This is a genomic window from Acinetobacter sp. YH12205, from assembly GCF_013418125.1.
Classification (GTDB): Bacteria; Pseudomonadota; Gammaproteobacteria; order Pseudomonadales; family Moraxellaceae; genus Acinetobacter; species Acinetobacter towneri.
The window spans coordinates 131,708-156,331 of record NZ_VPCQ01000003.1 but is presented as its reverse complement, the minus strand read 5'-3'; the positions used below and the strand labels follow the sequence as shown (position 1 = coordinate 156,331).

Annotated in this window: 24 protein-coding genes; 14 read left to right on the top strand and 10 right to left on the bottom strand. The window is 40.4% G+C overall.

Annotated features, from left to right (window positions below; all coding sequences use genetic code 11):
• Window positions 1–366 precede the first annotated feature (366 nt).
• The 4 genes from FTU92_RS05125 to FTU92_RS05110 all read left to right on the top strand — a co-directional run bounded on the left by FTU92_RS05125 (window position 367) and on the right by FTU92_RS05110 (window position 4,415).
• Complete coding sequence (locus FTU92_RS05125) at window positions 367–1,389, top strand: GTP-binding protein (protein WP_180095784.1); 1,023 nt, start codon at window positions 367–369, stop codon at window positions 1,387–1,389.
• Between the two features lie 92 nt (window positions 1,390–1,481).
• Window positions 1,482–2,012 carry a YaeQ family protein gene (locus FTU92_RS05120; RefSeq protein WP_004977306.1) on the top strand — a complete coding sequence of 177 codons (531 nt, stop codon included), beginning with the start codon at window positions 1,482–1,484 and terminating at the stop codon, window positions 2,010–2,012.
• A 58-nt stretch (window positions 2,013–2,070) separates the two neighbouring features.
• Complete coding sequence (locus tag FTU92_RS05115) at window positions 2,071–2,412, top strand: FKBP-type peptidyl-prolyl cis-trans isomerase (RefSeq protein WP_004977304.1); 342 nt, start codon at window positions 2,071–2,073, stop codon at window positions 2,410–2,412.
• Between the two features lie 161 nt (window positions 2,413–2,573).
• Window positions 2,574–4,415: a diguanylate cyclase domain-containing protein gene (locus FTU92_RS05110; protein ID WP_373686050.1), complete on the top strand. Its 1,842-nt coding sequence runs from the start codon at window positions 2,574–2,576 to the stop codon at window positions 4,413–4,415.
• 24 nt (window positions 4,416–4,439) lie between these two features.
• Here FTU92_RS05110 and FTU92_RS05105 read toward each other — a convergent pair whose 3' ends face one another.
• Entirely contained in the window at window positions 4,440–4,760 is a 321-nt protein-coding gene (locus FTU92_RS05105; RefSeq protein ID WP_180095782.1) for a co-chaperone YbbN, read from the bottom strand.
• A 153-nt stretch (window positions 4,761–4,913) separates the two neighbouring features.
• Between FTU92_RS05105 and FTU92_RS05100 the strand changes: the two genes are divergently transcribed.
• From FTU92_RS05100 to FTU92_RS05090, 3 genes are all read left to right on the top strand, one after another.
• Window positions 4,914–5,906, top strand: coding sequence for an NAD(P)H-quinone oxidoreductase (locus tag FTU92_RS05100; protein WP_180095780.1), 993 nt, complete (start codon window positions 4,914–4,916; stop codon window positions 5,904–5,906).
• Between the two features lie 304 nt (window positions 5,907–6,210).
• Window positions 6,211–6,390 carry a hypothetical protein gene (locus tag FTU92_RS05095; protein WP_096901477.1) on the top strand — a complete coding sequence of 60 codons (180 nt, stop codon included), beginning with the start codon at window positions 6,211–6,213 and terminating at the stop codon, window positions 6,388–6,390.
• 314 nt (window positions 6,391–6,704) lie between these two features.
• On the top strand, window positions 6,705–7,211 hold the full coding sequence (locus FTU92_RS05090; RefSeq protein WP_004977287.1) for a hypothetical protein: 507 nt from the start codon (window positions 6,705–6,707) through the stop codon (window positions 7,209–7,211).
• Between the two features lie 132 nt (window positions 7,212–7,343).
• Here the strand turns inward: FTU92_RS05090 and FTU92_RS05085 are convergent, their stop codons facing one another.
• Both FTU92_RS05085 and FTU92_RS05080 read right to left on the bottom strand, forming a co-directional pair.
• The gene (locus FTU92_RS05085; RefSeq protein WP_104852324.1) at window positions 7,344–8,672 is read right to left on the bottom strand and encodes a hemolysin family protein; all 1,329 of its coding nucleotides are present in this window, start codon (window positions 8,670–8,672) and stop codon (window positions 7,344–7,346) included.
• Between the two features lie 137 nt (window positions 8,673–8,809).
• Complete coding sequence (locus FTU92_RS05080; RefSeq protein ID WP_004977282.1) at window positions 8,810–9,799, bottom strand: LysR family transcriptional regulator; 990 nt, start codon at window positions 9,797–9,799, stop codon at window positions 8,810–8,812.
• Between the two features lie 645 nt (window positions 9,800–10,444).
• Here FTU92_RS05080 and FTU92_RS05075 point away from each other — a divergent pair.
• Entirely contained in the window at window positions 10,445–12,046 is a 1,602-nt protein-coding gene (locus tag FTU92_RS05075) for an isocitrate lyase (RefSeq protein ID WP_180044386.1), read from the top strand.
• Between the two features lie 140 nt (window positions 12,047–12,186).
• On the opposite strand, the gene FTU92_RS05070 is transcribed toward FTU92_RS05075, so the two are convergent.
• On the bottom strand, window positions 12,187–13,017 hold the full coding sequence (locus FTU92_RS05070) for a copper resistance protein NlpE N-terminal domain-containing protein (RefSeq protein ID WP_180095778.1): 831 nt from the start codon (window positions 13,015–13,017) through the stop codon (window positions 12,187–12,189).
• 356 nt (window positions 13,018–13,373) lie between these two features.
• Here FTU92_RS05070 and FTU92_RS05065 point away from each other — a divergent pair, with 356 nt between their 5' ends.
• Window positions 13,374–14,000 (top strand): 1-acyl-sn-glycerol-3-phosphate acyltransferase, encoded by a 627-nt coding sequence (locus FTU92_RS05065; protein WP_180044382.1) that lies wholly within the window; start codon window positions 13,374–13,376, stop codon window positions 13,998–14,000.
• Between the two features lie 47 nt (window positions 14,001–14,047).
• On the opposite strand, the gene ykgO is transcribed toward FTU92_RS05065, so the two are convergent.
• From ykgO to mrdA, 3 genes are all read right to left on the bottom strand, one after another.
• Complete coding sequence (ykgO, locus tag FTU92_RS05060; protein WP_026438469.1) at window positions 14,048–14,170, bottom strand: type B 50S ribosomal protein L36; 123 nt, start codon at window positions 14,168–14,170, stop codon at window positions 14,048–14,050.
• Between the two features lie 105 nt (window positions 14,171–14,275).
• Window positions 14,276–14,833 carry a 16S rRNA (guanine(966)-N(2))-methyltransferase RsmD gene (rsmD, locus tag FTU92_RS05055; protein WP_004970724.1) on the bottom strand — a complete coding sequence of 186 codons (558 nt, stop codon included), beginning with the start codon at window positions 14,831–14,833 and terminating at the stop codon, window positions 14,276–14,278.
• A 3-nt stretch (window positions 14,834–14,836) separates the two neighbouring features.
• Window positions 14,837–16,927, bottom strand: a complete 2,091-nt coding sequence (gene mrdA, locus FTU92_RS05050) for a penicillin-binding protein 2 (protein WP_096901482.1) — start codon at window positions 16,925–16,927, stop codon at window positions 14,837–14,839.
• A gap of 254 nt (window positions 16,928–17,181) precedes the next feature.
• Between mrdA and FTU92_RS05045 the strand changes: the two genes are divergently transcribed.
• The 4 genes from FTU92_RS05045 to FTU92_RS05030 all read left to right on the top strand — a co-directional run bounded on the left by FTU92_RS05045 (window position 17,182) and on the right by FTU92_RS05030 (window position 20,153).
• Window positions 17,182–17,700: a hypothetical protein gene (locus FTU92_RS05045; protein WP_004970721.1), complete on the top strand. Its 519-nt coding sequence runs from the start codon at window positions 17,182–17,184 to the stop codon at window positions 17,698–17,700.
• 63 nt (window positions 17,701–17,763) lie between these two features.
• On the top strand, window positions 17,764–19,080 hold the full coding sequence (locus tag FTU92_RS05040; protein WP_004970719.1) for a hypothetical protein: 1,317 nt from the start codon (window positions 17,764–17,766) through the stop codon (window positions 19,078–19,080).
• 81 nt (window positions 19,081–19,161) lie between these two features.
• Window positions 19,162–19,821: an adenylate kinase gene (gene adk, locus FTU92_RS05035; RefSeq protein WP_004970717.1), complete on the top strand. Its 660-nt coding sequence runs from the start codon at window positions 19,162–19,164 to the stop codon at window positions 19,819–19,821.
• Window positions 19,822–19,928: 107 nt separating this feature from the next.
• Complete coding sequence (locus tag FTU92_RS05030) at window positions 19,929–20,153, top strand: hypothetical protein (RefSeq protein WP_225543532.1); 225 nt, start codon at window positions 19,929–19,931, stop codon at window positions 20,151–20,153.
• A 328-nt stretch (window positions 20,154–20,481) separates the two neighbouring features.
• Here FTU92_RS05030 and nth read toward each other — a convergent pair whose 3' ends face one another.
• Together nth and FTU92_RS05020 are read right to left on the bottom strand one after the other, a co-directional pair.
• On the bottom strand, window positions 20,482–21,171 hold the full coding sequence (gene nth / locus FTU92_RS05025) for an endonuclease III (RefSeq protein WP_154321249.1): 690 nt from the start codon (window positions 21,169–21,171) through the stop codon (window positions 20,482–20,484).
• A 92-nt stretch (window positions 21,172–21,263) separates the two neighbouring features.
• Complete coding sequence (locus FTU92_RS05020) at window positions 21,264–22,058, bottom strand: RnfABCDGE type electron transport complex subunit B (protein WP_004970712.1); 795 nt, start codon at window positions 22,056–22,058, stop codon at window positions 21,264–21,266.
• Between the two features lie 357 nt (window positions 22,059–22,415).
• On the opposite strand from FTU92_RS05020, the gene gdhA reads away from it, so the two are divergent.
• On the top strand, window positions 22,416–23,759 hold the full coding sequence (gene gdhA / locus FTU92_RS05015; RefSeq protein ID WP_004970711.1) for an NADP-specific glutamate dehydrogenase: 1,344 nt from the start codon (window positions 22,416–22,418) through the stop codon (window positions 23,757–23,759).
• A gap of 71 nt (window positions 23,760–23,830) precedes the next feature.
• Here the strand turns inward: gdhA and FTU92_RS05010 are convergent, their stop codons facing one another.
• Entirely contained in the window at window positions 23,831–24,613 is a 783-nt protein-coding gene (locus tag FTU92_RS05010; protein WP_004970709.1) for an META and DUF4377 domain-containing protein, read from the bottom strand.
• Window positions 24,614–24,624: the final 11 nt, after the last annotated feature.

Below are 24,624 nucleotides of genomic sequence, written 5' to 3'. Positions count from 1 at the left end.
GGGATCAATGCTTGCAACAAAGCAAAACAATGACGGTTACTTGAACCGCACAATGATGATGAATAGGTCGTAGTTTGGTAATTTTTGTTTTAAATATGCAGTCAAATCCAATCAAAATGGCTGTGTTTTCCGCAATAAAATTGCGTGGTTGGCAATAAAACATAACATCAAGCGGCTAAAACTCGTGTATTTCCCCAAATAAGTTGCAGATCATCACGTAATAAATGTAAGCGAATTTTTCAAATCATGATGGTGATAGATGTGCTGAAATGAATAAATTTCAGTGTGTTTAGATTCAGATTGAACTAATCGCTAAACTTGCTTAGCATGCTTGAGTTGTTTGAAATTCAATAAAGTGAGCTTATTTTGAAATTAATTGCACCACAAAAAGCAGTCCCGACGCATATTATTTCTGGTTTTCTCGGTGCAGGAAAAACCACCTTATTGAAACAGTTACTCAGCCAAAAACCAGAACATGAAGTTTGGGCGGTGCTGATGAATGAATTTGGACAAATCGGGGTCGATCAACAACTCTTACCTCAGCAACAGGGTTATCAAGTCAAAGAATTATTGGGCGGTTGCTTATGTTGTAGCAGCCAATTGCCTATGCAAATTGCTTTGTCGCGTTTATTGTCCGAAGCGAAGCCTGACCGTTTATTCATCGAGCCGACAGGTTTGGGGCATCCTGCGCAACTCTTGGAACAACTGACCGAACCACATTGGCATACGCATTTATCGATGCGCGTCTTGGTGACGGTAGTAGATGGTTCGCGTTTGCATGATCAGGCGTGGACGCAGCAAAACCTGTATGCCGATCAGCTCAAAGCTGCACAAATTATTGTGGTATCACATGCAGACCAAATGCAGGCGGCAGATGAGCAAACCCTCATACAACTACAACAGGAATATCAAGCCTACGCGCAAAAATGGTTGAAAGCAGAACAGGGTCATCTGGCTTTGACCGAAATGGATATACCGTATGTCGGTACACAGCGTAAAATTCAGCCGTTGCTAAAATTGCAAAAGAAGGTCAGCTCTACAAATCTGCAAGAGTCTGCAGAAATCAAACAATTGCCATATCACTATGTCGAAACTGCACAAGGATATGCAGTCGCAGGTTGGAAATTGCCTAAACGTTGGCAATTCGACTTTTATCCCTTATTAGATTTACTCTGTGAACAGCAAGATTGGCTGCGTATTAAAGGAATTTTTTATACCAATCAGGGTTGGAAAAGTTTCAACTTCAATCCGCAGCAATTTAATTATCAATCTACCGATGAAGGCATAGACAATCGGTTGGAAATTATTTATCAAAGCGAGCGTGATTGGGAAAAATTTGAGGCTGAACTATTGGCGTATCGGGTCGATGCTGCTGCGGTTCTAGACTGAAATCTATACGTTATCGGGCAAACGATACAGCAAAATCACAGAAAATCCATTATGCTTGGTGGCAAATTTAAACATAGTTTTAGGAATAGACAATGGCGCTGAAAGCGACAATTTATAAGGCAGATTTGAACATTGCCAATATGGATGTGCATCAATACGGTGACTATCAGCTCACCATGGCATTGCATCCTTCTGAAACTATTGAGCGATTGATGGTGCGTATTTTGGCATTCGCACGTTATGCAGATGAAGCTTTGGAATTTACCAAAGATTTATTTGAAACCGATGAGCCTGCTTTGTGGGAAAAAGACTTAACAGGGCAGTTAATTAAGTGGATTGAAGTCGGTTGCCCAGATGAAGACAAAGTCAAAAAAGCCAGTTCGCGTTGTAAGCAAGTTGCGATTATTGCTTATGGTTCATCGGTAGATGAATGGTACAAACGTAACAGTAAAATCAAAACTTTAAATAATGTTGAAGTGTGGCAACTATCGCCAGCGAGTACCGAAGCCGTTCAAGCTTTATGCGAACGTACCATGCAATTGCAGTTGAATGTAATGGATGGCGAATGGACATTGATTGGCGATCAGGCACAGGCTCAGATTGAGTGGACACAGTTGCAATAACACTTGCACGAGCTGGAAATTATCTTAAACATCGAAGTGTAAATATTTGGAGATGAACATGAGTGCAGAATTAGAAATTATTGATTTGGTGGTGGGTGAGGGGAAAGAAGCGGTTAAAGGCGCTTTAATTACTACGCATTACACAGGCTGGTTGGAAGATGGCACCAAGTTTGATTCATCCTTAGACCGTGGTAACTATTTTGAAACCGTGATTGGTACAGGTCGTGTCATTAAAGGCTGGGATCAAGGCATCATGGGGATGAAAGTGGGTGGTAAACGCAAACTGATCGTACCTGCGCATTTGGCTTATGGTGAGCGCAAAATGGGCAATATCATTCCTGCTAATTCTAATTTGATTTTTGAAATTGAATTGTATGATGTGAAAACACGCGATCAATAAACACCTTTCAACTTAGCCAAACCGCTAGAATTTAAGTCATTCATCCGATGCCAGTAAGGTCTAGCATAAATGACTTAATTTTTTACTTCAAATTTAGTGCAAGAACGATTAGATTAAAAAACAAGCACAATAGGATTTTTGCATTTTTGAATTTCACTCGGATGTGGCACAAGTGTGCATTACTCTTCTTAATTTTACTGTGCAGTGTACTCACACCACCGCGTGTGTTGGCGCAGTATGAGTCTGCACCTGAATCTTACTATCTACATCAACAACTGCTCAATTCTGTTCAATTTACTGAAGATCAATCGAGTATTTTGACTGGGCGATGGTTGTTTTATCCGCAACAATTGATTCAAGAACCCAGTGCGGTACTGGCATCGAATACCGTTGAATTGCCTGCTTCATTTGAAGATTTAATGGGCAATGCCAATACTTACGGCACTTTTATTGGGCACTTTCAAATTCCAAAAGAATTTCTAGGCAGACGTATTGCGATTTGGATTCCCAACCAATATGGCGCCTATCGGGTATTTTTAAATGGCGATCCACTGGTGCGTGTTGGCACAGTCGGTGCAGATGCGAGTAGTCACCAAACCGAAAATGCCCCACGAATTGCATATTTTGTTCCTGAAAGTGAACATTTTACCCTGACCATTCAAGCGTCTAGCTTTCAGAGCTTGCAAGGTGGTTTAAAAAATCCAATGAAAATTGGTTTAAGTCGCACCATCAATCAACAGTATCAGCGTTTGATGATGAGTATTGCCATGATTTGTGGGGCAGTACTTGGTATTGGTTTGTTTACCTTGATGTTTTCGGCATTTAGTCTTACAAATGGTGGAAAGACCAAGCGTATTTTTATTTTCGGCATTTTTATTGTTTTTCTGGCATTACACAATTTATTTTCTGCACCCTATGCCTATACCACTTTCCTGAATTTAAGTTGGTCTTGGGGAATAAGACTCGAATATTTATTTAGTTTTTTAGCGATTTTATTTTTCCTGAGTTATATGTTTTTGCTCAGTTCGCGCTATTTGCATCGTTGGGTATATAGCGCGGCAATGCTGTTATTGAGCTTTAATATTGGGGTGACGCTGTGGGCAGAACCCACTATTTTTCAGCAGTTGGCATTTTATAGTTCTTTTTTCTTTGTGCTGATTTTGGCAAATTTTGCTTATGGATTTTATCAAACCCTGCATTCAGGAGAGCATTATTCTAGAATCAATTTTTGGGCAGTAATTATTCTGTGTGGCACATTTATTCATGATTTTTTATTAATGCTGAATTTGGTCAATTCCATTCATTTATCTTTTATTTCGACCAGTGTTTATGCATTGCTCATCATGTTTCAGCAGGCACGAAATTATGCCTACCATAACTTACGCATTGAACGCTTGAACCAAAAACTGATTCATTTAAACAGCTCGTTAGATTTAAAAGTGCAGGAACGCACTGAACAACTCAGTCTTTTGAATGAAAAACTGGAAATACAGATTAAAACCGATGCATTAACAGGGGCATATAATCGCCGTGCATTAAATGAAGAAATTCAGCGTTTGTATTTTGAAACCTTGCAAAATAAGCGACATATTTTGGTCTTTGCGATGCTCGATGTCGATTATTTTAAAAAATACAATGATCATTATGGGCACTTAAAAGGCGATCAAATTCTGCAAAACCTAGTTAACGTTTTACAAGATACTTTGCCTAAAAATGCGTTTGTGGCACGTTATGGGGGTGAAGAATTTGCCATTTTACTGCACGATATTCCGCAACCTGCGATTGCACCACTCATGCAAAAGGTCTTGCAGGCTGTGCGTGATGCAGCTTTTGAGCATGTGGCACGAGAAGACTATAAACAATATGTGACTTTAAGTATTGGTGTAGCGTGGATGACCCGCGCACAAGCATATACGCACGTGGATGATTTTATGAAAGCCGCAGATGCACATTTGTATCGAGCCAAACATGCAGGACGAGATCAGGTGCTCATTCAGACTTAATATGTTGTAGCGACTCTACATGAGTTAAAGATAACTTTGAATTTTTTGTTGGAGTTGTGCGATAGAAACATTGCCCGATAGTCGTTCAACAATTTGCCCATCTTTAAAAATTAGGGTGGTCGGTAAACCAAAGACTTGATAGCGCAAAGTTAAAATTGGAGATAGATCGACATTTACTTTGCCAAATTTTACCGAAGCATCAAAAAGTTGGGCAAGCTGCTCAAAAAAAGGTGCATTTTGAACACAAGGCGTACACCATGGTGCATAAAAACGAATCACCGAAACGCCTGTTTCATATTCAAACTCACGGTAATTATTTTCGTTGTATTCCACAATTTCTGACATCACATACTCTTTAATCATAAATGAAAATTTAATCACGCATGAAAACACCACGGCATAAAGATTATACCTAAGTTAATCTGGGTTTTAATGCTTTGCTGTTTTATGTTCAAATAGTCAGAATTCATATCAGCATCAAACAATCAGGGATTTGCCATGACACAAAACACAATGCAGCAGATTATTATTACAGAACCAGGTGGCCCAGAAAAATTAGCCTATGAAACGGTTGCAATACCTGAGCCACAAGCTAATGAGGTTTTGATCAAAGTACATGCTTTTGGTTTAAATCGTCCTGATATTTTACAGCGTCAGGGGCTGTATCCTATGCCTAAAGGCGTGACGCCAGTGCCAGGCTTAGAAGTAGCAGGTGAAGTGGTTGCTGTGGGTGCAGATGTCAGCCAATTTAAAGTTGGTGATGCTGTGTGCGGCTTAACCAATGGTGGTGGTTATGCAGAATATTGTGTTGTGCCTGAAAGCCAGACTTTGACAATTCCAACAGGTGTCAGTTTTGTACAAGCCGCTGCGATACCTGAAACGTTTTTTACTGTGTGGGCCAATGTATTCCAAATGGGCAAAGCCAAAGCAGGTGAAACGGCACTAATTCATGGCGGAACCAGTGGTATTGGTACAACTGCTTTAATGTTGTGCAAAGCCTTAGGTTTAAAAACCTTTGCAACCGTAGGTTCAGATGAAAAAGTACAAGCAATTTCACATCTCACCACAGCAATTAATTACAAGACACAAGATTTTGAACAAGTGATTAACGAAGCGACAGACAATGCTGGGGTCGATGTCATTTTAGATATTGTTGGTGCGCCGTATTTGGAACGTAATTTAAACTTATTACGTCGTGATGGTCGCTTGGTGTATATCGCATTCTTAGGTGGTGCAAAAGCCAAAGAAGTAAAACTTGGTCAAATTATGATGAAGCGTCTTACCATTACGGGTTCGACCATGCGCGCCCGCAATACTGCAGAAAAAGCTGAAATTACCAAAGGTTTGCAAGAGATAGTTTGGCCATTGTTAGCCAAAGGTGAATGTCTGCCTATGATTTATAAAACCTTTCAGTTTGATCAAATTCAGCAAGCGCATGCCGAAATGGATACAGGTGAGCATGTGGGCAAAGTAGTGGTGGAAGTGATTTAAAGACTCAAAATTTAAAATCAGCCCGCATAAAAAACTGACCGAGTGTCAGTTTTTTTATGCATATTTTTATAGAAGATTTTAACAAAGATTTTTTGAATCTTTTTTAGCAATTATTTTAATCATAATTACATAAATATTCCTTTAAACTACAATTTAACACAATAAAATTTTTCCAAATAGTCAAATATTAAGGAGGTGTAGGACACACCCTGTCAATAATAGAGCTTATCTTTATATTCATTGAATTCATTCTCAAGATAACAAAACGGTTCATGTAAAATAATTTGATAGAGAGAGCAGGCTTATGAAAATTTTATCTGCATATACGCCAAAACACAGTCTACGTGCATTAAAACGGTTACACAAAAATATTGTTCGTCAGCAAATCAATGTTCGGAACTTAAATAAAATGTATCATGCGATGCTACATTTAGAACGCTATATTGACCGCCTCGATCATGATAAACGCGAAAACTTGTATTAAGTGTAAAGAGCAACCTGTTAATTATTTTTTACTAAAAAGTACAAGTGAGTTGAAAAGTTAAACCTGTTATTTATTGGATTATTCATTTGAAATAACGGGTTTTAAATAGACCCGTAAAATTCAGGAGAAAAACTAAGGGAACAATAAGAAATTTAAAATAAACAAGGATGATCAAAGCTGAAAGATCAATTTTAAACTGCTGCACTGTAATAGGTGCAGCACTGCCTTGTGTGAACAATTGCTTCGGAATGTGTCGAGCTTTTAGCTAAATTGTGCGAAAATAGCGTTTTGCTATTTTTGTCCAAGGGCAGTACATGATTGACCAATCTCCTGAATCATTAAGTGATATCGAAATACTCGACATTTTGCAGTCTATGAAAAGTGATGAGCTAGACACAGAGGCAAAAGAAATTATCCGTAATGGTGGGAAAGCAGGTCGTCAGGAAGCGCATAAAGCAGCGTTGGTGGCACTGAATCAATCATTTGAAAGCAAATTTGTAGAAGCGGTGAGTTTGGCTTTGCAGTTAAATGAAGCGCAAATGAAAAAAATTCGTTATAAAAAAGACCGTGTGCGTATTTTAAAAGCACGTGGGATTGATTATTTAGCCATTGATGGCACAGAAACTGCACAAGTATTGGCTCAGGTTGCACAAGCGATTGTGCGTGAAGATGCTGTGGTAACGCATGATTTGCACAATATTTTCCCTTTCTGGAAAGAAGGTTGGCCAATGGTGCAATTCGACAATGTCTATAAAATTTTAGCTGAAGATATTGCGATTCATTATCAAGCAGTATTGGATGAATTGATCAGCAAATATTAAATAGATATTCAGCTGAATTTCAGAAGTATCAGTTCAGATTTAAAAAAGCACCACTTCATTTTGATGTGGTGCTTTTTTGTGAATGCGAGAAAATGTAGATGCAATCAGGCTGAACGAATACAAGGAATCTCACTATCCATCTGCTTCAGTGTTGTTTTGTATTTCCTGCGTTTCTACAATTCGTGTCACTAAAAGTTGGTCAATTTTAAAATGATCGACGTCGACCACTTCAAATTTATAACCATCAAAAAGTACAGAGTCGGCAGGACGCGGGATTTTACGTAGCTTATACATCATAAAACCTGCAATGGTTTCATAATTTTCATCATCTGGCATTTCATCAATTTGCAGCGCGTGTTTAATGTCTTCAATTGGTGTACTGCCATCAATCAGCCAAGAATTGTTATCACGTTTAATGATTTGCTGATCTTCTTCAATAGGTGTTACCCAATCGCCCATCACAGTAATCATAATATCAGACAGGGTAATTACGCCCACAACCAACGCATATTCATTAATGACTACGGCAAATTTTTCTTTGGTAGAGCGGAAACGGTCTAAGACTTCAGACAGCGTGAGTGTATCTGGAATGGTTAATACATTACGGATGGTGCTTTCATTTAGTTGTAGTAAAGATTGATTATTGAGGATTCTGACCAAAATATCTTTGGCATCAACATAGCCAATAACATCATCAATATTTTCGCTACAGACCAAAAATTTGGAATAAGGATATTCTGCAAGTTTTTGACGAATACTGGCTTCAGATTCCTTTAGGGTAAAAAACACCACATTTTCACGTGTAGTCATACTCGAAGGCACGTTACGTTCTTCAAGTTCAAACACGTTTTCAATAAAGTGATGTTCCTGCTTTTGTAAAACACCTGCTTGAGCGCCTGCATCCATGACTGCAGAAATATCATCAAATGTAATATTGTCTTCGCGCGTGGTATTTACTTTAAATAAACGGAACAGCACGTTGGCAATCGCATTAATCATCCATGCCAAAGGCTTGCATATCCGAATAAAAATTTGAATCGGATTAATCACCGATACCGCAATTTTTTCAGGTGCGATCATTGCCAAACGCTTAGGCATTAGGTCGGCAAATAAAATAAACAGCGAAGTCACTAAGGTAAATGACAAGGCAAAACTAAGCGTTTCAGCCCATGGTCCTTGATAGAAGCGCACAACTAAGTTGTAAAAATAAGGACGGAATGCGCCTTCACCTAAAATACCACCTAAAATGGCAACTGCGTTTAAGCCAATTTGTGAGGCAGCAAAAAAATCAGCTGAGTTTTCTTGTAGGTCTAAAACTTTTTGGGCACGTTCATCGCCTGATTCGGCTAGAATTTTCAGTTTAACTTTACGTGCACCAGCCAACGCAATTTCAGTCAGCGATAAAAAACCAGCTCCGACAATGAGGATGAGGATAATAACAATATTCTGGAAGAGGCTCACGAATCCACCTGTGGATTATATTATTTTAAATATAACAATTTGAATCTTTATTAAATCATGATTAAACAATGAGGAATATCGAAATATTCCTCATCTGAGTATAAGCGTTTGTGCCAATAAGTTCAGTGAATTTTTAATTAATAGGCTGAAAATTGAGAGTTATTCAGTAAAAACTCACGGTTTTCTTCTTCAATCATTTGGCGCGCTACATATAAAATCAATTGGCGTAACCAACGGTGTGCAGGGTGATGATGTAACAACGGACACCATGCCATCTTTAATTCAAATTCTGGAATATAAAATGGTGGGTCTTTAATCAGTAAACTTTGGCTTTTGGCTTGTAAGCGCGCAATACGTGTAGGTAAGGTTGCGACTAAATCTACATTAGACGCGAGTAGTGCAGGCATTTGATAATGACGGGTAAACACCGAAATTTTACGTTTTTGTCCAATACGCTCTAAAGCTTGATCAATCCAACCCAGTCCCGCTTGTTTCTCTGGATTCACACCAAAACCAACGCCCATACCTGTTTTAGAAACCCAAATATGTTGTGCATCTAAGTAGCTTTTTAAATTCAGGTTATTGGCAGCAGGGTGTTTGTGATTGAGCAGGCAAGAAAAACTATCACGCCAAACTAAAACCTGATGGAAACTTTGTGGAATTTCATTAAAACGGTTAATCGCCAAATCGACTTTACCTTGTTCCATGTCGCGATAAGACACATCACTCGGGGTTAAAAAGTCTAATACCACATTAGGTGCTTCAGAGCGTAAAGCTTTAACCAAGCGTGGGACTAATGTGGCTTCTGCGTAATCGGAGGTCATAATCCGAAATACACGATTTGAAGTATAAGGGCGGAACTCAGTACGCGGCTCCAAAATCATAGAAAGGTCAGATAAGGCATCGCGGATACGCGGTTGTAATTCTAAGGCACGTTCAGTTGGCGTCATGCCTTCAGAAGAACGAATCAGCAGGGGATCATTAAATAAATTGCGCAAACGACGTAAAATGTTACTCATCGCAGGTTGGGTAACGCCCAATTGTTCTGCAGCACGGGTTACATTTTTTTCACGAAGTAAGACGTCAAGATAAATTAATAGATTAAGATCAACCCGCTCCAGATTCATAAAATAAATACCGAAAATAAAATCACTAAATTATTGGGATTATGCCATAAGCCGTAAGGCTTGTGTATAAATTATGATGAAAAAATCGACGAGATAAACAGCAAAAAATCTGAATAAAAACAGCCAGCCCCATCATTATTTCCTAAAGAAATGTAGGTTGCCTAGTACTGCATCTATACTTTTTAATCTTAAATGCAAAAACACTTAAAAGCATTGGAAGAACTGATAGCAGATTCTATTTTGTATGAAACTTATGCACTTACATTGCGCTGAAAAGCAGCAAAATTTTGCTAAAAAATGGCAGAAATCGCCAATGCAAGCATTTTTTATGAAATGCAAGACTTAAGTCTAATGCAGAAAATATCGGCATAGAGATGAATTTATAAGCAAAGATATTTGATTGATTTTCTAAATAAGGTTTTTAAAATCAATATGTTGTGTTTTTATTGTTTTTGTGAATTAAGACTTTGATCTATACATTTTTTTAAAAAATACCGAGAATTACACGAGAATATTGGATTAATTCATTCAGTCACTCTACTCTGTATTCATCGTAACGAAGTGCTCTAAATCTGAGCAATCAAGCATAAGCGCGATTTAGCCTTCGATTGATAAATCCTAAATAATATTACAGGGTACAATATCATGACTACATACCAAACAGCGATTGATGCAATCCGCGAATTAAAAGCAAAATTCGGCAACACTTGGGCAGACATCAGTCCTGAAGATGCTGCGCGTATGCAAATGCAAAACCGTTTCAAAACTGGTTTAGATATTGCTAAATATACAGCTGCGATTATGCGTCGTGATATGGCTGCTTATGATGCTGATTCAAGCAAATACACTCAATCTTTAGGTTGCTGGCACGGTTTTGTTGCGCAACAAAAAATGATTGCGAACAAAAAATACTTCGGTACTACTGAACGCCGTTATATCTACCTTTCTGGTTGGATGGTTGCTGCACTTCGTTCAGAATTCGGTCCACTTCCTGACCAATCTATGCACGAAAAAACTTCTGTTCCTGCATTGATCGAAGAAATCTATACATTCTTACGTCAAGCTGACGCAAAAGAATTAAACGATTTGTTCCGCGCACTTAAAAAAGCTCAAGACGCTGGTGATACTGCTAAAGCTGCTGAAATCACTGCTCAAATCGACAACTTTGAAACTCACGTTGTGCCAATCATTGCGGACATCGACGCTGGTTTCGGTAACGAAGAAGCAACTTACTTATTAGCTAAGAAAATGATCGAAGCGGGTGCATGTGCACTTCAAATCGAAAACCAAGTTTCTGACGCGAAACAATGTGGTCACCAAGCTGGTAAAGTAACTGTTCCACACGAAGACTTCATCGCTAAAATCCACGCGTTACGTTATGCGTTCTTAGAAATGGGTCTTGACGACGGTATCATCGTTGCACGTACTGACTCTGAAGGCGCTGACTTAACTCAAAAAATCCCAGTAGTTAAAGAGCCAGGCGACATCGCTTCTCAATACATCAGCTACTTAGACACTCAAGAAATTGACATCTCTGAAGCGAAAGAAGACGAAATCCTAATCAAGCGTGATGGTAAATTACACCGTCCTAAGCGTTTAGCTTCTGGCTTGTACCAGTTCCGTGAAGGCACTCAAATTGACCGCGTTGTACTTGACTGTGTAACTAGCTTACAAAACGGTGCTGACCTTCTTTGGATCGAAACTGCGACTCCAAACGTAGAAGAAATCGCTCACATGGTTAACCGTGTACGTGAAGTTGTGCCAAATGCGAAACTTGTTTACAACAACTCTCCATCATTCAACTGGACACTGAACTTCCGTCAACAAGCGTACGACCGTTGGGTTGCTGAAGGTAAAGACGTATCTGCATACGACCGCGCTAAATTAATGAGCGCTGAGTACGACGATTCTGAATTGGCTGCTGAAGCTGACGAAAAAGTACGTACATTCCAAGCAGACGCTTCTCGTGAAGCAGGCGTGTTCCACCACTTGATCACTCTGCCTACTTACCACACAGCTGCTCTTTCTACTCACGAGCTTGCTCAAGGTTACTTCGGTTCTGAAGGTATGTTGGCTTATGTTGCTGGCGTACAACGTAAAGAAATCCGCGGTGGTATCGCTTGTGTGAAACACCAAGCAATGGCTGGTTCTGACATCGGTGACGACCACAAAGAAATCTTCGCTGGTGACAACGCGCTTAAAGCGGGTGACGATGCGAAAAACACAATGAACCAATTCAACGCGTAATCGCTTGATGGTTTAAAAGAAAACCCTGCATCAGCAGGGTTTTTTTATGGCTGTAGAAAAAATCAAAGAATTCTGAAACACTTTTAAGAAATAACTTTAAAGTGATGTTTCTTTATTTATGAAAATTCAGCAGCTGTAACCTATTTAATTTTGATCACATCTGCCTGTACAGAAGCAGGGTAATGGAAAGACACCTTAATCCATTGTTTTTGTTGTGCAGAAATCGGTTCTAAAAATTGTGGATCGACTACAGCCGCATATTCCTGATATTGCTGATCGACCAAAACCAAGTCATTGGCATGTAATTGTAATGCTTGATCAGATTGATTGTGAATTGCCAGAAAATAATCGTGTGCCATCACAGGGTCGTTTAATTCTTTGACCTCAATATTTTGTACGTGTTCAGCCTGAATATCGACATGCTTCAGGGCATTACTGACTTGCATATTTTCTACAGGATGTAAGAAAACCTGAGTTTCATTTTTCTGTTGATTTTGTATATTTTTCTGATTGTATAAGCTGAATTGAAGACCGTGAGCTGTGAGTTGAATACGTGCATAGGCTTGCCCATTTTCTGTATTGAGCAACCATTCATTTGCCGTGTTTTGCGATGGGTGTTGGTTCTGTTTGTCTTGCTGATTGTTGCCCTGAGCAGCTTGAATCGTTCCCGCCACTTGGTTTTCGCGCTGGCGCTGTTTCGAGCGTTTAATGTCGCTGAGTTGAAAGGTTTGATCATCATTCAGGCGTAAATGAATCACATGCTGTTCACAGTTGTCACAAGGCAATAAGGCTCTAAAGTTACCTGTAGCTTGTCCTGTCCATGAAGTTGCTGAATTTTGAACTTCAGTTTTGGGCGTAATTTGTGGCTCAGAAGGCAAAGCGGATTGATATTCCCTGCTTGGATCAGTTGATCCGCAAGCTACTAAAAATAAGCTAAGTGTACTGAGTGCAATCGGATAACGATTCAGCATAAATGTTCTAAACTTCAAACTTGTCTTGCTGCCACCTTAAACTTTCACCTTGTATCTGAAAAGCCAATTTGCCTTATTTTTAATGAAGATTTGTAGCAAATCATAACAAGCCCGATGTTTTAAAGTTTTAAGTTTCACTTCAAGGATTACATCGGATTAGACCGTAAAAAACTCAGCAAACTGTGCGTAAATTTATATATTTACCATTTTAAACTTGCTTGAATCTAGCAATGAATAAGCGCAAAAACAGTATGATTTTGCATGGAATGACAAAAATAAGATGAGTGCAGGAAATTTTTATACATTTATAAAGTATTTGTTTATTTATTCGTCGTTTTAGACTTTTGTATTTGTCGATGCTTGCTAAAATTCGCACACTTTATTTGGGGTATGCGGTTGTGTTTGAAAAGTTAGCTGAGCGAAGCTTAAATTTAATGGGTTGGGAAATCGACAATCATTGTCCGTTGGAATTAGACCAATATGTGATGATTGCTGCACCGCATACCAGTAATTGGGATGCCTTATATGCACGCTTAGGGCTTAAAGCTTTGGGCGTTAATGTTCGCTTGACCATTAAAGACAGCTATATGAAATTGCCGTTTGGGCCATTTGTCCGTGCGATGGGAGGTATTGGTATAGACCGTCGTCCGAAAGCACCAGGCGAAGCACGACCTAGTATGGTTCAGCTCATGACGGACTTATTTAAAACCCATCCTAAATTGGTGATGTTGGTGACGCCTGAAGCCACACGTGCGCGTCAAGAACAATGGAAAACAGGTTTTTATCATGTTGCGTTAAATGCAGGTGTGCCAATTGCTTTGGCGTATATGGATTACGCAAAAAAGAAAACGGGTGTGGGAAAAATTGTGCATCCAACCGGTGATTTTGAAAAAGATATGGCTGAAATCATGGCATTTTATGCGCAGGTTCAAGCAAAATTTCCTGAAAGTTTTAGTGTCGATACACGTTACTATTCAGAATAAGCACACTATTTCAGTGTAATAATCTATCAAAACTAAAAGACAGGGGATTATCCCTGTCTTGCTTTAAAACGTGGATTGGATTTGCAAATCACAAATAATTTGCCACGACGTTTCACAATTTGACAATCGGCACGCGATTTTGCACTTTTTAAAGATGAACGAACTTTCATGAAGATAAACACTACAATATGTAATGTTATAATATTACATTAATGGATGGCTCTTGAAAAGTGTCGATAGTCATAAAATTACCGCGTATCTTTTAAGGAGAAAATTTAAACAACAATCTTTTGGTATAAGCCCGCACGTACAGTTCCCGCTTTGCTCTCTTTAACTTTTTGCCAAGTCTGCGGTAATTTTAACAGGTTTAAATCACGATCTGCTTCAACATAAATCAGACCTTGTGCCGCAATGAGTGGATCAGCCAACCCTGCCAATTCTTCCCATAAATCTAAACTATAAGGCGGGTCTAAAAATACCAAATCAAACTGATCTTTTAGTGTCGCCAAAGCATGTTGTGCGGTAGAAACTTTTAATTGTGCTTTGCTTTTATTGACGCGTAATAATTCTAAATTTTGCTGTAAAAACTGTGCTTGTGTACGGTTTGGCTCAATCATGACCACGTGTGCCGCACCGCGAGACAGGGCTTCAAAAGCTAAAGCGCCCGAACCTGAACAGAGGTCTAACACTTTGGCGTTTTGCACATCCCACATTAACCAGTTGAATAAGGTTTCGCGCACTCGGTCGGGCGTAGGGCGTAATCCCTCAATTGAAGCAAAAGCCAACTGACGACGTTTCCATTCTCCACCAATAATGCGTAGTTGATTTTTCATGGCTTAGTCGCTCTCAATTGGGTTAGTGGGTACAACTGCTGTTGGCGCAGTTGCAGGTGGATTGGTTGGAGCTGAACTCGGAGTAGTTTGCGAAGGATTTGGGTTGAGCGCAGGGTGATTGGTTGCTGTATTCGGATTATTCACGTTATTCGTATTTGGTGCAGTAGATGAAGGGACTTCACCACTTGGCAATTCACTTGGTTTTAAACCTGCAGTCATTAAGCCACCACTCACTTGTGCGGCAGATGGACGAATTGGCTTTTTATTTTTATTCAGTAACCAATAGTCTAAAATTGGACGCGCCAAAGCCGTTGCTGCAGAACCACCGCGACCATTTTCTAGAATGATGGCAATTGCGATTTCAGGGTTTTCGGCAGGAGCGAAGCCAACAAATAAACCGTGGTCAAGCTGACGGTCGGTCAATAAGGCTTCGTTATAGCGTTTACCTTGCGCAATACTTTTAACCTGTGCTGTACCTGTTTTACCTGCAACTGAATATTGCAAGCCGCCTTTAATCCCTTTACCTGTACCTGATTGAATCACATCAACCATGGCATCACGCATTTTAATCCAGTCTTCTTCTGTGCCGTTAAAGTCAATTTTTCCGTTGGTACCATTGTGAACTTTAAATGGTTTCGCGCCACGACTTTCACGTAACACGTGCGGTGTGACTTTAAATCCTTTGTTGGCGGTGATGGCGGTGGCCATTGCTAATTGCAATGGTGTCGAGGTAAATGCACCCTGACCAATACTGACGGAAATTGTTTCACCTTTCATCCATTTGGCTTTGCGCGTACGCATTTTCCAGTCCGGGTTTGGGTAGAGTCCTGTGCTTTCACTTGGTAAATCGACCCCAGTTTTTTCACTAAAGCCAAATTGACGCATCCAGTCGTTCATTTTTTCAATGCCCATGCGATACGACAATACATAGAAGTAGGTATCACACGACACGACTTGAGCTTTGTGCATATCGACAATGCCATGCCCAGTTTTTTTATGGTCACGGAAACGGTGGCTGTCGCCTGGTAAAGTGAAATAACCATAATCCTGAATGGCGGTTTTCCAGTCGACATAGCCATAATGAATACCGCCTAAACCAAACATCGGCTTAATGGTAGAACCCGGTGGATAAACACCTTGTACTGCACGGTTATAGAGTGGTTGATCTAAATTATCGCGTAAGGCAGAGTAGTCGGTATGGCTAATACCTGTGACAAATAAGTTAGGGTTAAAACTCGGACTGGAGACTAAAGCTAAAATTTCACCTGTACGTGGGTCAAGTGCCACAATTGCACCACGGCGTTCTGCCAGTTGTTCAGAGGCGACCACTTGCAAGCCATAATCCAATGACAAAAACAAATCATTGCCACGTACAGGGTCTTTACGTCCTAAATTGCGCAGCACATTACCATGTGCATCGGCTTCTACAGATTCGTTGCCGGGTACGCCATGTAGCAAGTGCTCATACGATTTCTCCACCCCAATTTTGCCAATCAAGTTGGTGCCTGCATAAGCATCTTTGTCAATTTCTTTCAGTTCTTTGTCGTTAATGCGCCCGACATAACCAATCACGTGCGCAAATAAGTCACCATGCGGATAGTAACGTGTCATCTGGGTTTCAATATTGACCCCAGGGAATTGAAATTTAACTTCACTAAAACGGGCAATATCCGATTCATTTAAATTCAGCTTGATCGATACACGTTCAGTTTTACGTGAAGTTTTAATCCGACTTTTAAAGCGATCGATATCTTCTTCTGTCAGTTGTAAAACAGGTGTCAGTCGCGCAATGGTATCGTCAATATCTTCAACATCTGCACGGCTTAAAGTGGCTGAGAACACAGGGTAGTTATCTGCCAATAACACACCATTGCGGTCATAAATATAACCACGTGCAGGTGCGAGTGGTTGTAGCCGAATTCGGTTTTTATCTGATGCAGTCGCAAATTCATCGTAGCCGCTAATTTGTAAAAAGGCATAACGAGCCACCAACAGCAGCAAGAAAAAAACCACAACACCCACCGAAAAAAAGATGCGATTGCGAAAAATACGCTTCTCTTGCTGAGCATTTTTTAACGGATAGTGTTGTTTCATACAAAAATTGGCTTAACAAAAATGAGGGAGAACGAATTTGGACTATTCTAACGCATCTATTGGCAATTTTGAGTAACCATGTTTGACTGAATTGCCCGATTTAACCTAGAAGATGGGCGCAATCTTAATTTTTGACTTTAGCGACATCAAAATTGTAATTTGCTGTATATAAGAATCCTGACAATTCTGCTAGAGTCAAAACACGAAAACAGGACTGTTTTTAAAATTAAAACAAATGGACACTGGTGACAATAATGACAAAAGTCTATTCTTTCGTGGCATTACTTGCCTTTTCAAGTTTTAGCTTTGCTGGGAACACTACTTTTTTACCTGAAGCAAAAATTAGCGCAGATAGCGCAAAAACCTGGAATGTAGGGGCGGGTATTACCCAAAAATTACTGCATTTGAATGGTGAATGGGTCAATCCTTATGGCATTGCCTATCTAAAAGCGGGGGCTTTTTTAAATGGTGACCATGAAGTCGGTGGGCAAACAGGTTTTCGTTACCCATACCACCTCACAGGTAAAGACAAAAATGGTTATTATATTGGCGCTTACGCAGGACACCTAGAATCTAAATGGGTGGATGGTGAAGAAAAAGCGCGTTTAGGTGCAGGCATTGATCTGGCTTATGTATTACTGAGCCCTGAACGCATCAGTAGCTTTAGTGTTGGCATTGGCGCAGGTGAAAAATTGGAAGATCGACAAGGGCGAGTGATTGCGGAAACTGAGCCTAGACTACAATTTTCCTATACGCTCAGTATGGGTTTGTAGTCAGAATAGTGACTTTTAACTACTTTAGAATCTTGTAATTAGAACTAAATATGGAAAAAATGCATGCTTGAGTACGTCAATCAGTTGTGGCAAACCTTTTTGAATCGTCCAGATTTTTGGGCCGTGCTCAGTATTATTCCTGTGACTGCTTTTGTGACTTGGGCGCACGTGTGGATGGCACTAAAAATGGTGTTCTATCCAATTAGCTTTTGGGGCTTTCACCTTGGGCCTATTCCTGTGGGATGGCAGGGGATTGTACCGCGTAAAGCAGGGCGTATTTCAGGCATCATTACCGATAACACATTGTCAAAATTAGGTTCATTGCGTGAGTTTCTCAATGCTATGGACCCTGAAGATATGGCGCGTATTATTGGTGAGCAAGTGGGTTTTGAACTTGAGCACTTAATTGATGAGGTCATGTTAGACCGCAATGCTGTGCTTTGGGAAAACCTACCGTATTCGATTAAACGCCGTATTTACGCACAGGCGCATAAACAATTGCCAGGTGTGCTGCGTGAATTGGTGACTGAACTGACCTTGAATGTTGAATCCTTGGTGGATATGCGTGAAATGGTGGTCAGCCAAATGGAAGGTGATCGCCGCTTAATGGTGCGTATGTTCCTAAAAGTCGGTCAAAAAGAAATTAACTTTATTTGGCATATCAGTGCATTGATTGGGATGTTCTTTGGTATTTTCCAAATGATTGTTTGGTTTCTTGTACCATGGCACTGGACGGTTCCATTTTGGGCGGCAATTTGGGGCTTCTTGACCAACTGGATTGCGATTTGGATGGTATTTAACCCAGTCGAACCACATTACGTGAAATATCCGCAGTTCTTTAAATTGACTGAAAATCGTCAATTTCCATGGATTAAGCCAGTGATTCCACGCATTGGGACTTATAATATTCAGGGTGCGTTCATGAAACGCCAAGAAGAAGTCTCGGATGTGTTTGCAACGGTAGTCACAGAAGATCTGATTACGTTAAAATCGATTATGACTGAAATGATGTATGGCAGTAAAAAAGACAAAACCCGCCGTATTGTCAAACGCCACATCAACGAAATTATGGAAACACCATTGGTTCGTACCTCTTTACAGTTGTCTTTGGGGCCAAAAGAGTATGCCAAACTCAAGACTGACTTGATTGATCGTTCGATTGAAATTACGATGGTGCCTGTATGCGACCCTGCCTTTAATGCGAGCCGTGCACAGAAAATTTATCAAATGTTCAGAGATCGTATTCGTGAACTGACGCCAAAAGAATTCCAGAATCTCTTGCGTCCTGCCTTTCAGGAAGATGAGTGGATTTTAATTGTCTTGGGTGGTGTAACTGGTTTTATTGCTGGTTTAATACATTTGTTTGTCGCTTTCTTATAAGAGGATGCTGGCTGCGTAAAGGGCGATGGCTCTGATATGCAACGAGTGTCAAATACATTGTTAAAATGAGGATGTTTTTTTATGCGCATTATCTTACTCGGACCACCTGGAGCAGGTAAAGGTACACAAGCTCAGTTGATCTGTAAGCGCTACAATATCCCACAAATTTCAACCGGTGATATGCTCCGTGCTGCAATTCGTGAAGGTACTGAATTAGGTCTACAAGCCAAAAGCGTCATGGACGGTGGCGGTTTGGTATCTGATGAACTGATCATTGGCTTAGTGAAAGAGCGTATTGCGCAGCCAGATTGCGTGAATGGTTGTATTTTTGATGGTTTCCCTCGCACTATTCCACAAGCTGAAGCCTTGGAAAGCGAAGGCATCAATATCGACCACGTGATTGAAATTGATGTTGCAGACGAAGAAATCGTACAACGTTTGTCTGGTCGTCGTCAGCACCCTGCATCTGGTCGTATTTATCACCTTGTTTACAATCCACCAAAAGTGGAAGGTAAAGATGACGAAACTGGCGAAGATTTGGTTCAACGTCCAGATGACCAAGAAGAAACTATTCGTAAACGTTTAAAAGCGTATCACTCAGAAACTGAGCAATTGGTTGGCTTCTATCAAGGTCGTGCTGCTTCTGGTGAAAATGCACCAAGCTATAACAAATTGAATGGTCTTCGTCCAATTGAAGAAGTTCAAGCAGATTTGTTTGCTATTTTAGACCAAGCAAAATAAGTCTAGGTTTTAGACCAAGCCTGTTTAAAAGAAAATAAAATCGCTTAAACAGGCAGCTTGTTTTGACTTTAAAAGAGTCCTGATTCATATTAGGGCTCTTTTTATTTGTGTCAGTTTGGGAGAGTGCTTTGCAACATGCTGCTGTGATCATCATGTTATTGGCAAGTATTGCCGTTTTAGGCTTTCTTGTTTTTGTGAGCTATAAGTTATTGCGCAACACACAAGCTCAGAATTCGGCTGAAAAAAAATCAGGTAAGCACTATCAATTGCATCCGAAACTTAAACAACAGCAAGAACAACAACGTCAGTCTGAAGATTCTCAGGATAAATAAATCATCACACATCTGCAAAAGATTGCAATTTTAAATTTGGGCAGTTTTTATAAAACCTTATGAAAAAGAATAAAATTCTATTAATAATTCTTGTGGTTGGTATTATTACTTTAGGTATTGTAATTTTTATAAAATCTCAAGCAGTTACAGAGACAAAAAGATTAGGTAACGGTGAAAATACCAACCATGAAGAAACAAGTTCATCTCTGTACAATCTTGTGCATAGATTGCACAGTTATCCACACGATTTTGGATAATCCACATTGCTTTGATGATCTAGCTTGTCATCAATAAGCTTAGATCACTTTGCAAAACTCTACCGAAGCACTTACTTAGATATGGGCGCGTGATGAATTTCATGCAGCGTAGTATGACGATGTGCACCAAATTCAAAGCGATCAGGCCAGTTACACACATCTGACACCACACATTCAGCGCATTTAGGCTTACGCGCAATACAACAATAACGGCCATGTAAAATTAGCCAGTGATGCGAGTCAATTAAAAATTCTTTAGGAATGACTTTAATCAAACGGTGTTCGACTTCTAAAACATTTTTACCTACAGCTAAACCTGTACGGTTACCTAAGCGGAAAATATGCGTATCGACCGCCATAGTAGGCTGTCCAAATGCGGTATTTAACACTACATTGGCCGTTTTGCGTCCCACGCCGGGCAAGGCTTCTAAATCGGCACGATTATCAGGCACGATGCTGCCGTGTTTTTCGATGAGAATTTTGCAGGTTTTAATGACATTTTCTGCTTTGGAATTATACAGCCCGATGGTTTTAATATATTCTTTTAAACCTTCCACACCTAAGGCATAAATCGCTTCGGGAGTATTGGCAACAGGAAACAGTTTGTCGGTGGCTTTATTGACGCTGACATCGGTCGCTTGTGCAGATAAGGTCACCGCTATCAGCAATTCAAATGGATTGGAAAAATTCAGTTCAGTGGTCGGATTTGGACGTTGGTCACGTAAGCGCTCAAAAAAAGTCTGAATTTGCTTTTTGGTCATATTTTTAGACGGCTTTTCTTTGAGCGTGGTGCTTTTGGCAGCCGTTGTTTTGACCGCTTTATTGGTCAGACGTGTATTTCTTTCGGGCATGTTTATGCTCCTAATTCACGTAACTGTTGTTGTAAATTGGTTAGTAATAGCCGTTTTTTCTCATCGTCACGCACACTGAGTTGTTTTTCGAGTTTTTTAATTTGTGTGCGTAATTTTGCCAGTTCGATGGTGGTTTGTGCATCGGCAGTGGAAATCTGTTCATTTTTTTGCACAGGCAATTCAATCACAGGCACAGCAGCATCGGCTTGTGCAGAAAATTGAGCAAACAGTTCGGTATCAATTTCTGCACGTACCACAGGGCCTTTACGGTGCAGACGACGTTGTTCTTCACGTTGTATGTGGGCGTAGTAGCGTTGGCGTAAATCATTCTGTTCTGCCACTCGTGCGCTATCAGAAAGCAGGGGTTGTGTATCTTCCACCAAGTCAATGCAATCGACAGGGCAAGGTGGAATACACAATTCACAGCCAGTACATAAATCAGTCAAAATGCTGTGCATGAGTTTGCCTGAGCCTAAAATGGCATCGACAGGGCAGGCATTAATACATTTGGTACAACCAATGCACTCATCTTCACGAATTAGCGCTTTCATACGCTGTGGGCGTCCATCTGCCTGCACAGGCCAAACACTGGCTTCTGCGGTCAATACAGGGCGTTGCAGTAAGTTTGCTAGTGCATCTGCAACAGGTTGTCCACCGGGTACGCATTTATTGGCCGCTTCGCCTTCTGCAATCGCTTTGGCGTAGGGTAAACAGCCATCGCGGTGACCACATAAGCCACATTGAGTTTGAGGGAGTAGCGCATCAATATTTTGAATCAGAGCAATTTGCGAATTCATGGACAAACCAATGCCACTTTAAACAGCAGCAGAAAAACGGAAGATAAGGCTAGGGGGAAATTCTAGGTCGATGATTTTAGCACGATTTTTGCTTTTAGGCTTGTGCGCAAATTAAGAACAACAATTGCTAGCTTTTTGGGCAAAAATGCTCAAAACTATGAATTAATTTGTTACATTAACTTATGGGCTTAACACGCTAAAAAATAAGTTAAATTTATGAAAATACAAATGTTTTAAAGTTTTTTGAAAAAAACTATTGTAGATTGTTAACAAAAGATATTTAATATTTTGCGCCAAAATATATCATTGATTGAAATTTTGACCAATTTTGATCCATTTTCTGCTGAGGATTAAGCGTTGAAATACAACAGCCTTAACGAATTCCTAGATTACGTTAAAACACGTGATGCACATCAACCAGAGTTTCTACAAGCTGTAGAAGAAGTAATGACCAGCCTTTGGCCGTTCATTGAAAAGAACCCTCAATATGCAGCACATGGTTTGCTTGAGCGTTTGGTTGAGCCTGAGCGTGCAATTCAGTTCCGCGTTTCTTGGGTAGATGACCAAGGTCAAACCCACGTAAACCGTGCATTCCGTGTACAGTACAACTCAGCAATTGGTCCATTTAAAGGTGGTATGCGTTTCCACCCATCAGTGAACCTTTCAATTTTAAAATTCTTAGGTTTTGAACAAACCTTTAAAAATGCTTTGACCACATTGCCAATGGGCGGTGGTAAAGGTGGTTCAGACTTTGACCCTAAAGGTAAGTCTGAAGGCGAAATTATGCGTTTCTGCCAAGCCTTAATGATCGAGTTATATCGTCATTTAGGTTCTAACACGGATATTCCTGCGGGTGATATTGGTGTAGGCGGTCGTGAAGTGGGTTACATGGCGGGTATGATGAAGAAGCTCAGCAATGACACTTCATGTGTATTCACAGGTAAAGGCTTGTCTTTCGGTGGTTCTTTGGCGCGTCCAGAAGCTACAGGTTACGGTACTGTGTATTTCGCTGAGGAAATGCTCAAGACTCGTGGCGATTGCTTTAAAGATAAAGTCGTTGCGATTTCTGGTTCAGGCAACGTTGCACAATTTGCTGCAGACAAAGCAATGTACTTGGGTGCGAAAGTAGTTTCACTTTCTGACTCGAATGGTACTGTGTACGTGAAAGAAGGTTTCACGCCAGAATTACTTGCTGAAGTGATGGAACTTAAAAACGTAAAACGTGGTCGTATTTCTGAATTTGCGTCTAAGCACGGTTTTGAATACCTTGAAGGTCAACGTCCTTGGGGTATTAAATGTGATATCGCGCTTCCATGTGCGACTCAAAACGAACTTGATGCGAATGATGCAGCAGCGCTTCTTGCAAACGGCGTAATCTGTGTTGCTGAAGGTGCGAACATGCCTTCTACACTTGAAGCGGTTGAGAAATTCGTTGAAGCGAAAATTCTTTATGCGCCAGGTAAAGCATCTAACGCCGGTGGTGTAGCAACTTCTGGTCTGGAAATGTCTCAAAACGCATTGCGTTTAGGCTGGACTTTCGAAGAAGTTGATGAGCGCTTACACGCAATCATGAAAGAAATTCACCGCAACTGCGTAAAATTCGGTACGAAAGAAGACGGTACCGTGAACTATGTAGACGGCGCAAACATCGCTGGCTTCGTAAAAGTTGCTGATGCAATGCTTTCTCAAGGCGTATTCTAAGTCTGACTGAGTTTAAGCTTGAAAAAAAACCGAGGTGAATGCCTCGGTTTTTTTATATTGCGATTTTATCGTTATAGAGTGCCTTTGACTGCTTCACGCTCTACGGTCATGTCGAATACATAGGCATATTTAGACTGGTCAGCTGCCGGATTTTTAATTTCATAACGTTTTACCCGAATAATCTGACGCTCATTCGATGAATGCTGAAAACCTTCGATCTGATCGTAAAATAAAGTCCAGTCTTTATCGACCTGAGTCTTTAAGCCTTTTTCATCATATTTGATTTCTTTCACCTGTAAGCAGGTTTGCTGAGCTACACCCGTACAGGCTTTAGTCTGTGACGAAACTTCCAGGAAAATGGTTTCTGCCTGACCTTGGTATTTGGTTTCCGGTGTCATTTTTCCGGTAAAGACATATTTTTGACCATCAGCTGCAGTAATACTCAGTTTTGGCTGATTGGCATCATTTAGATCCAGACTAAACGGAATATTACGTTTTTGCAGAAGCTGGCTGATAAAACGTTCCTGTTCCATTAATGGTGCATCACATGCCATCATGGTGCCCATCATGTCACCCGTACTCAGGGTATTATCTTTAACAGTCCAGCTCGTGCCAAGGCCATTACAGCCAGAAGCTACACTTAGTCTGCCTCGTTGATCAAAGCTCAGAACAATCGGGCGTTGCAGCCCACGATCAAGTTCCCAGGTATAAGCGGGCAAAATTTGTGTAGGCGTTTTTAATGTGGTGGATAGAGTAGAAATAGCCGGATCTCCTGAAGTAGCAGGAAGATGTGAAGATTGACATGCAGTTAAAGCCAAAGGGAGCAGGGCAAGCGCAAAAATACTGAATTTCATTGGTTTATATT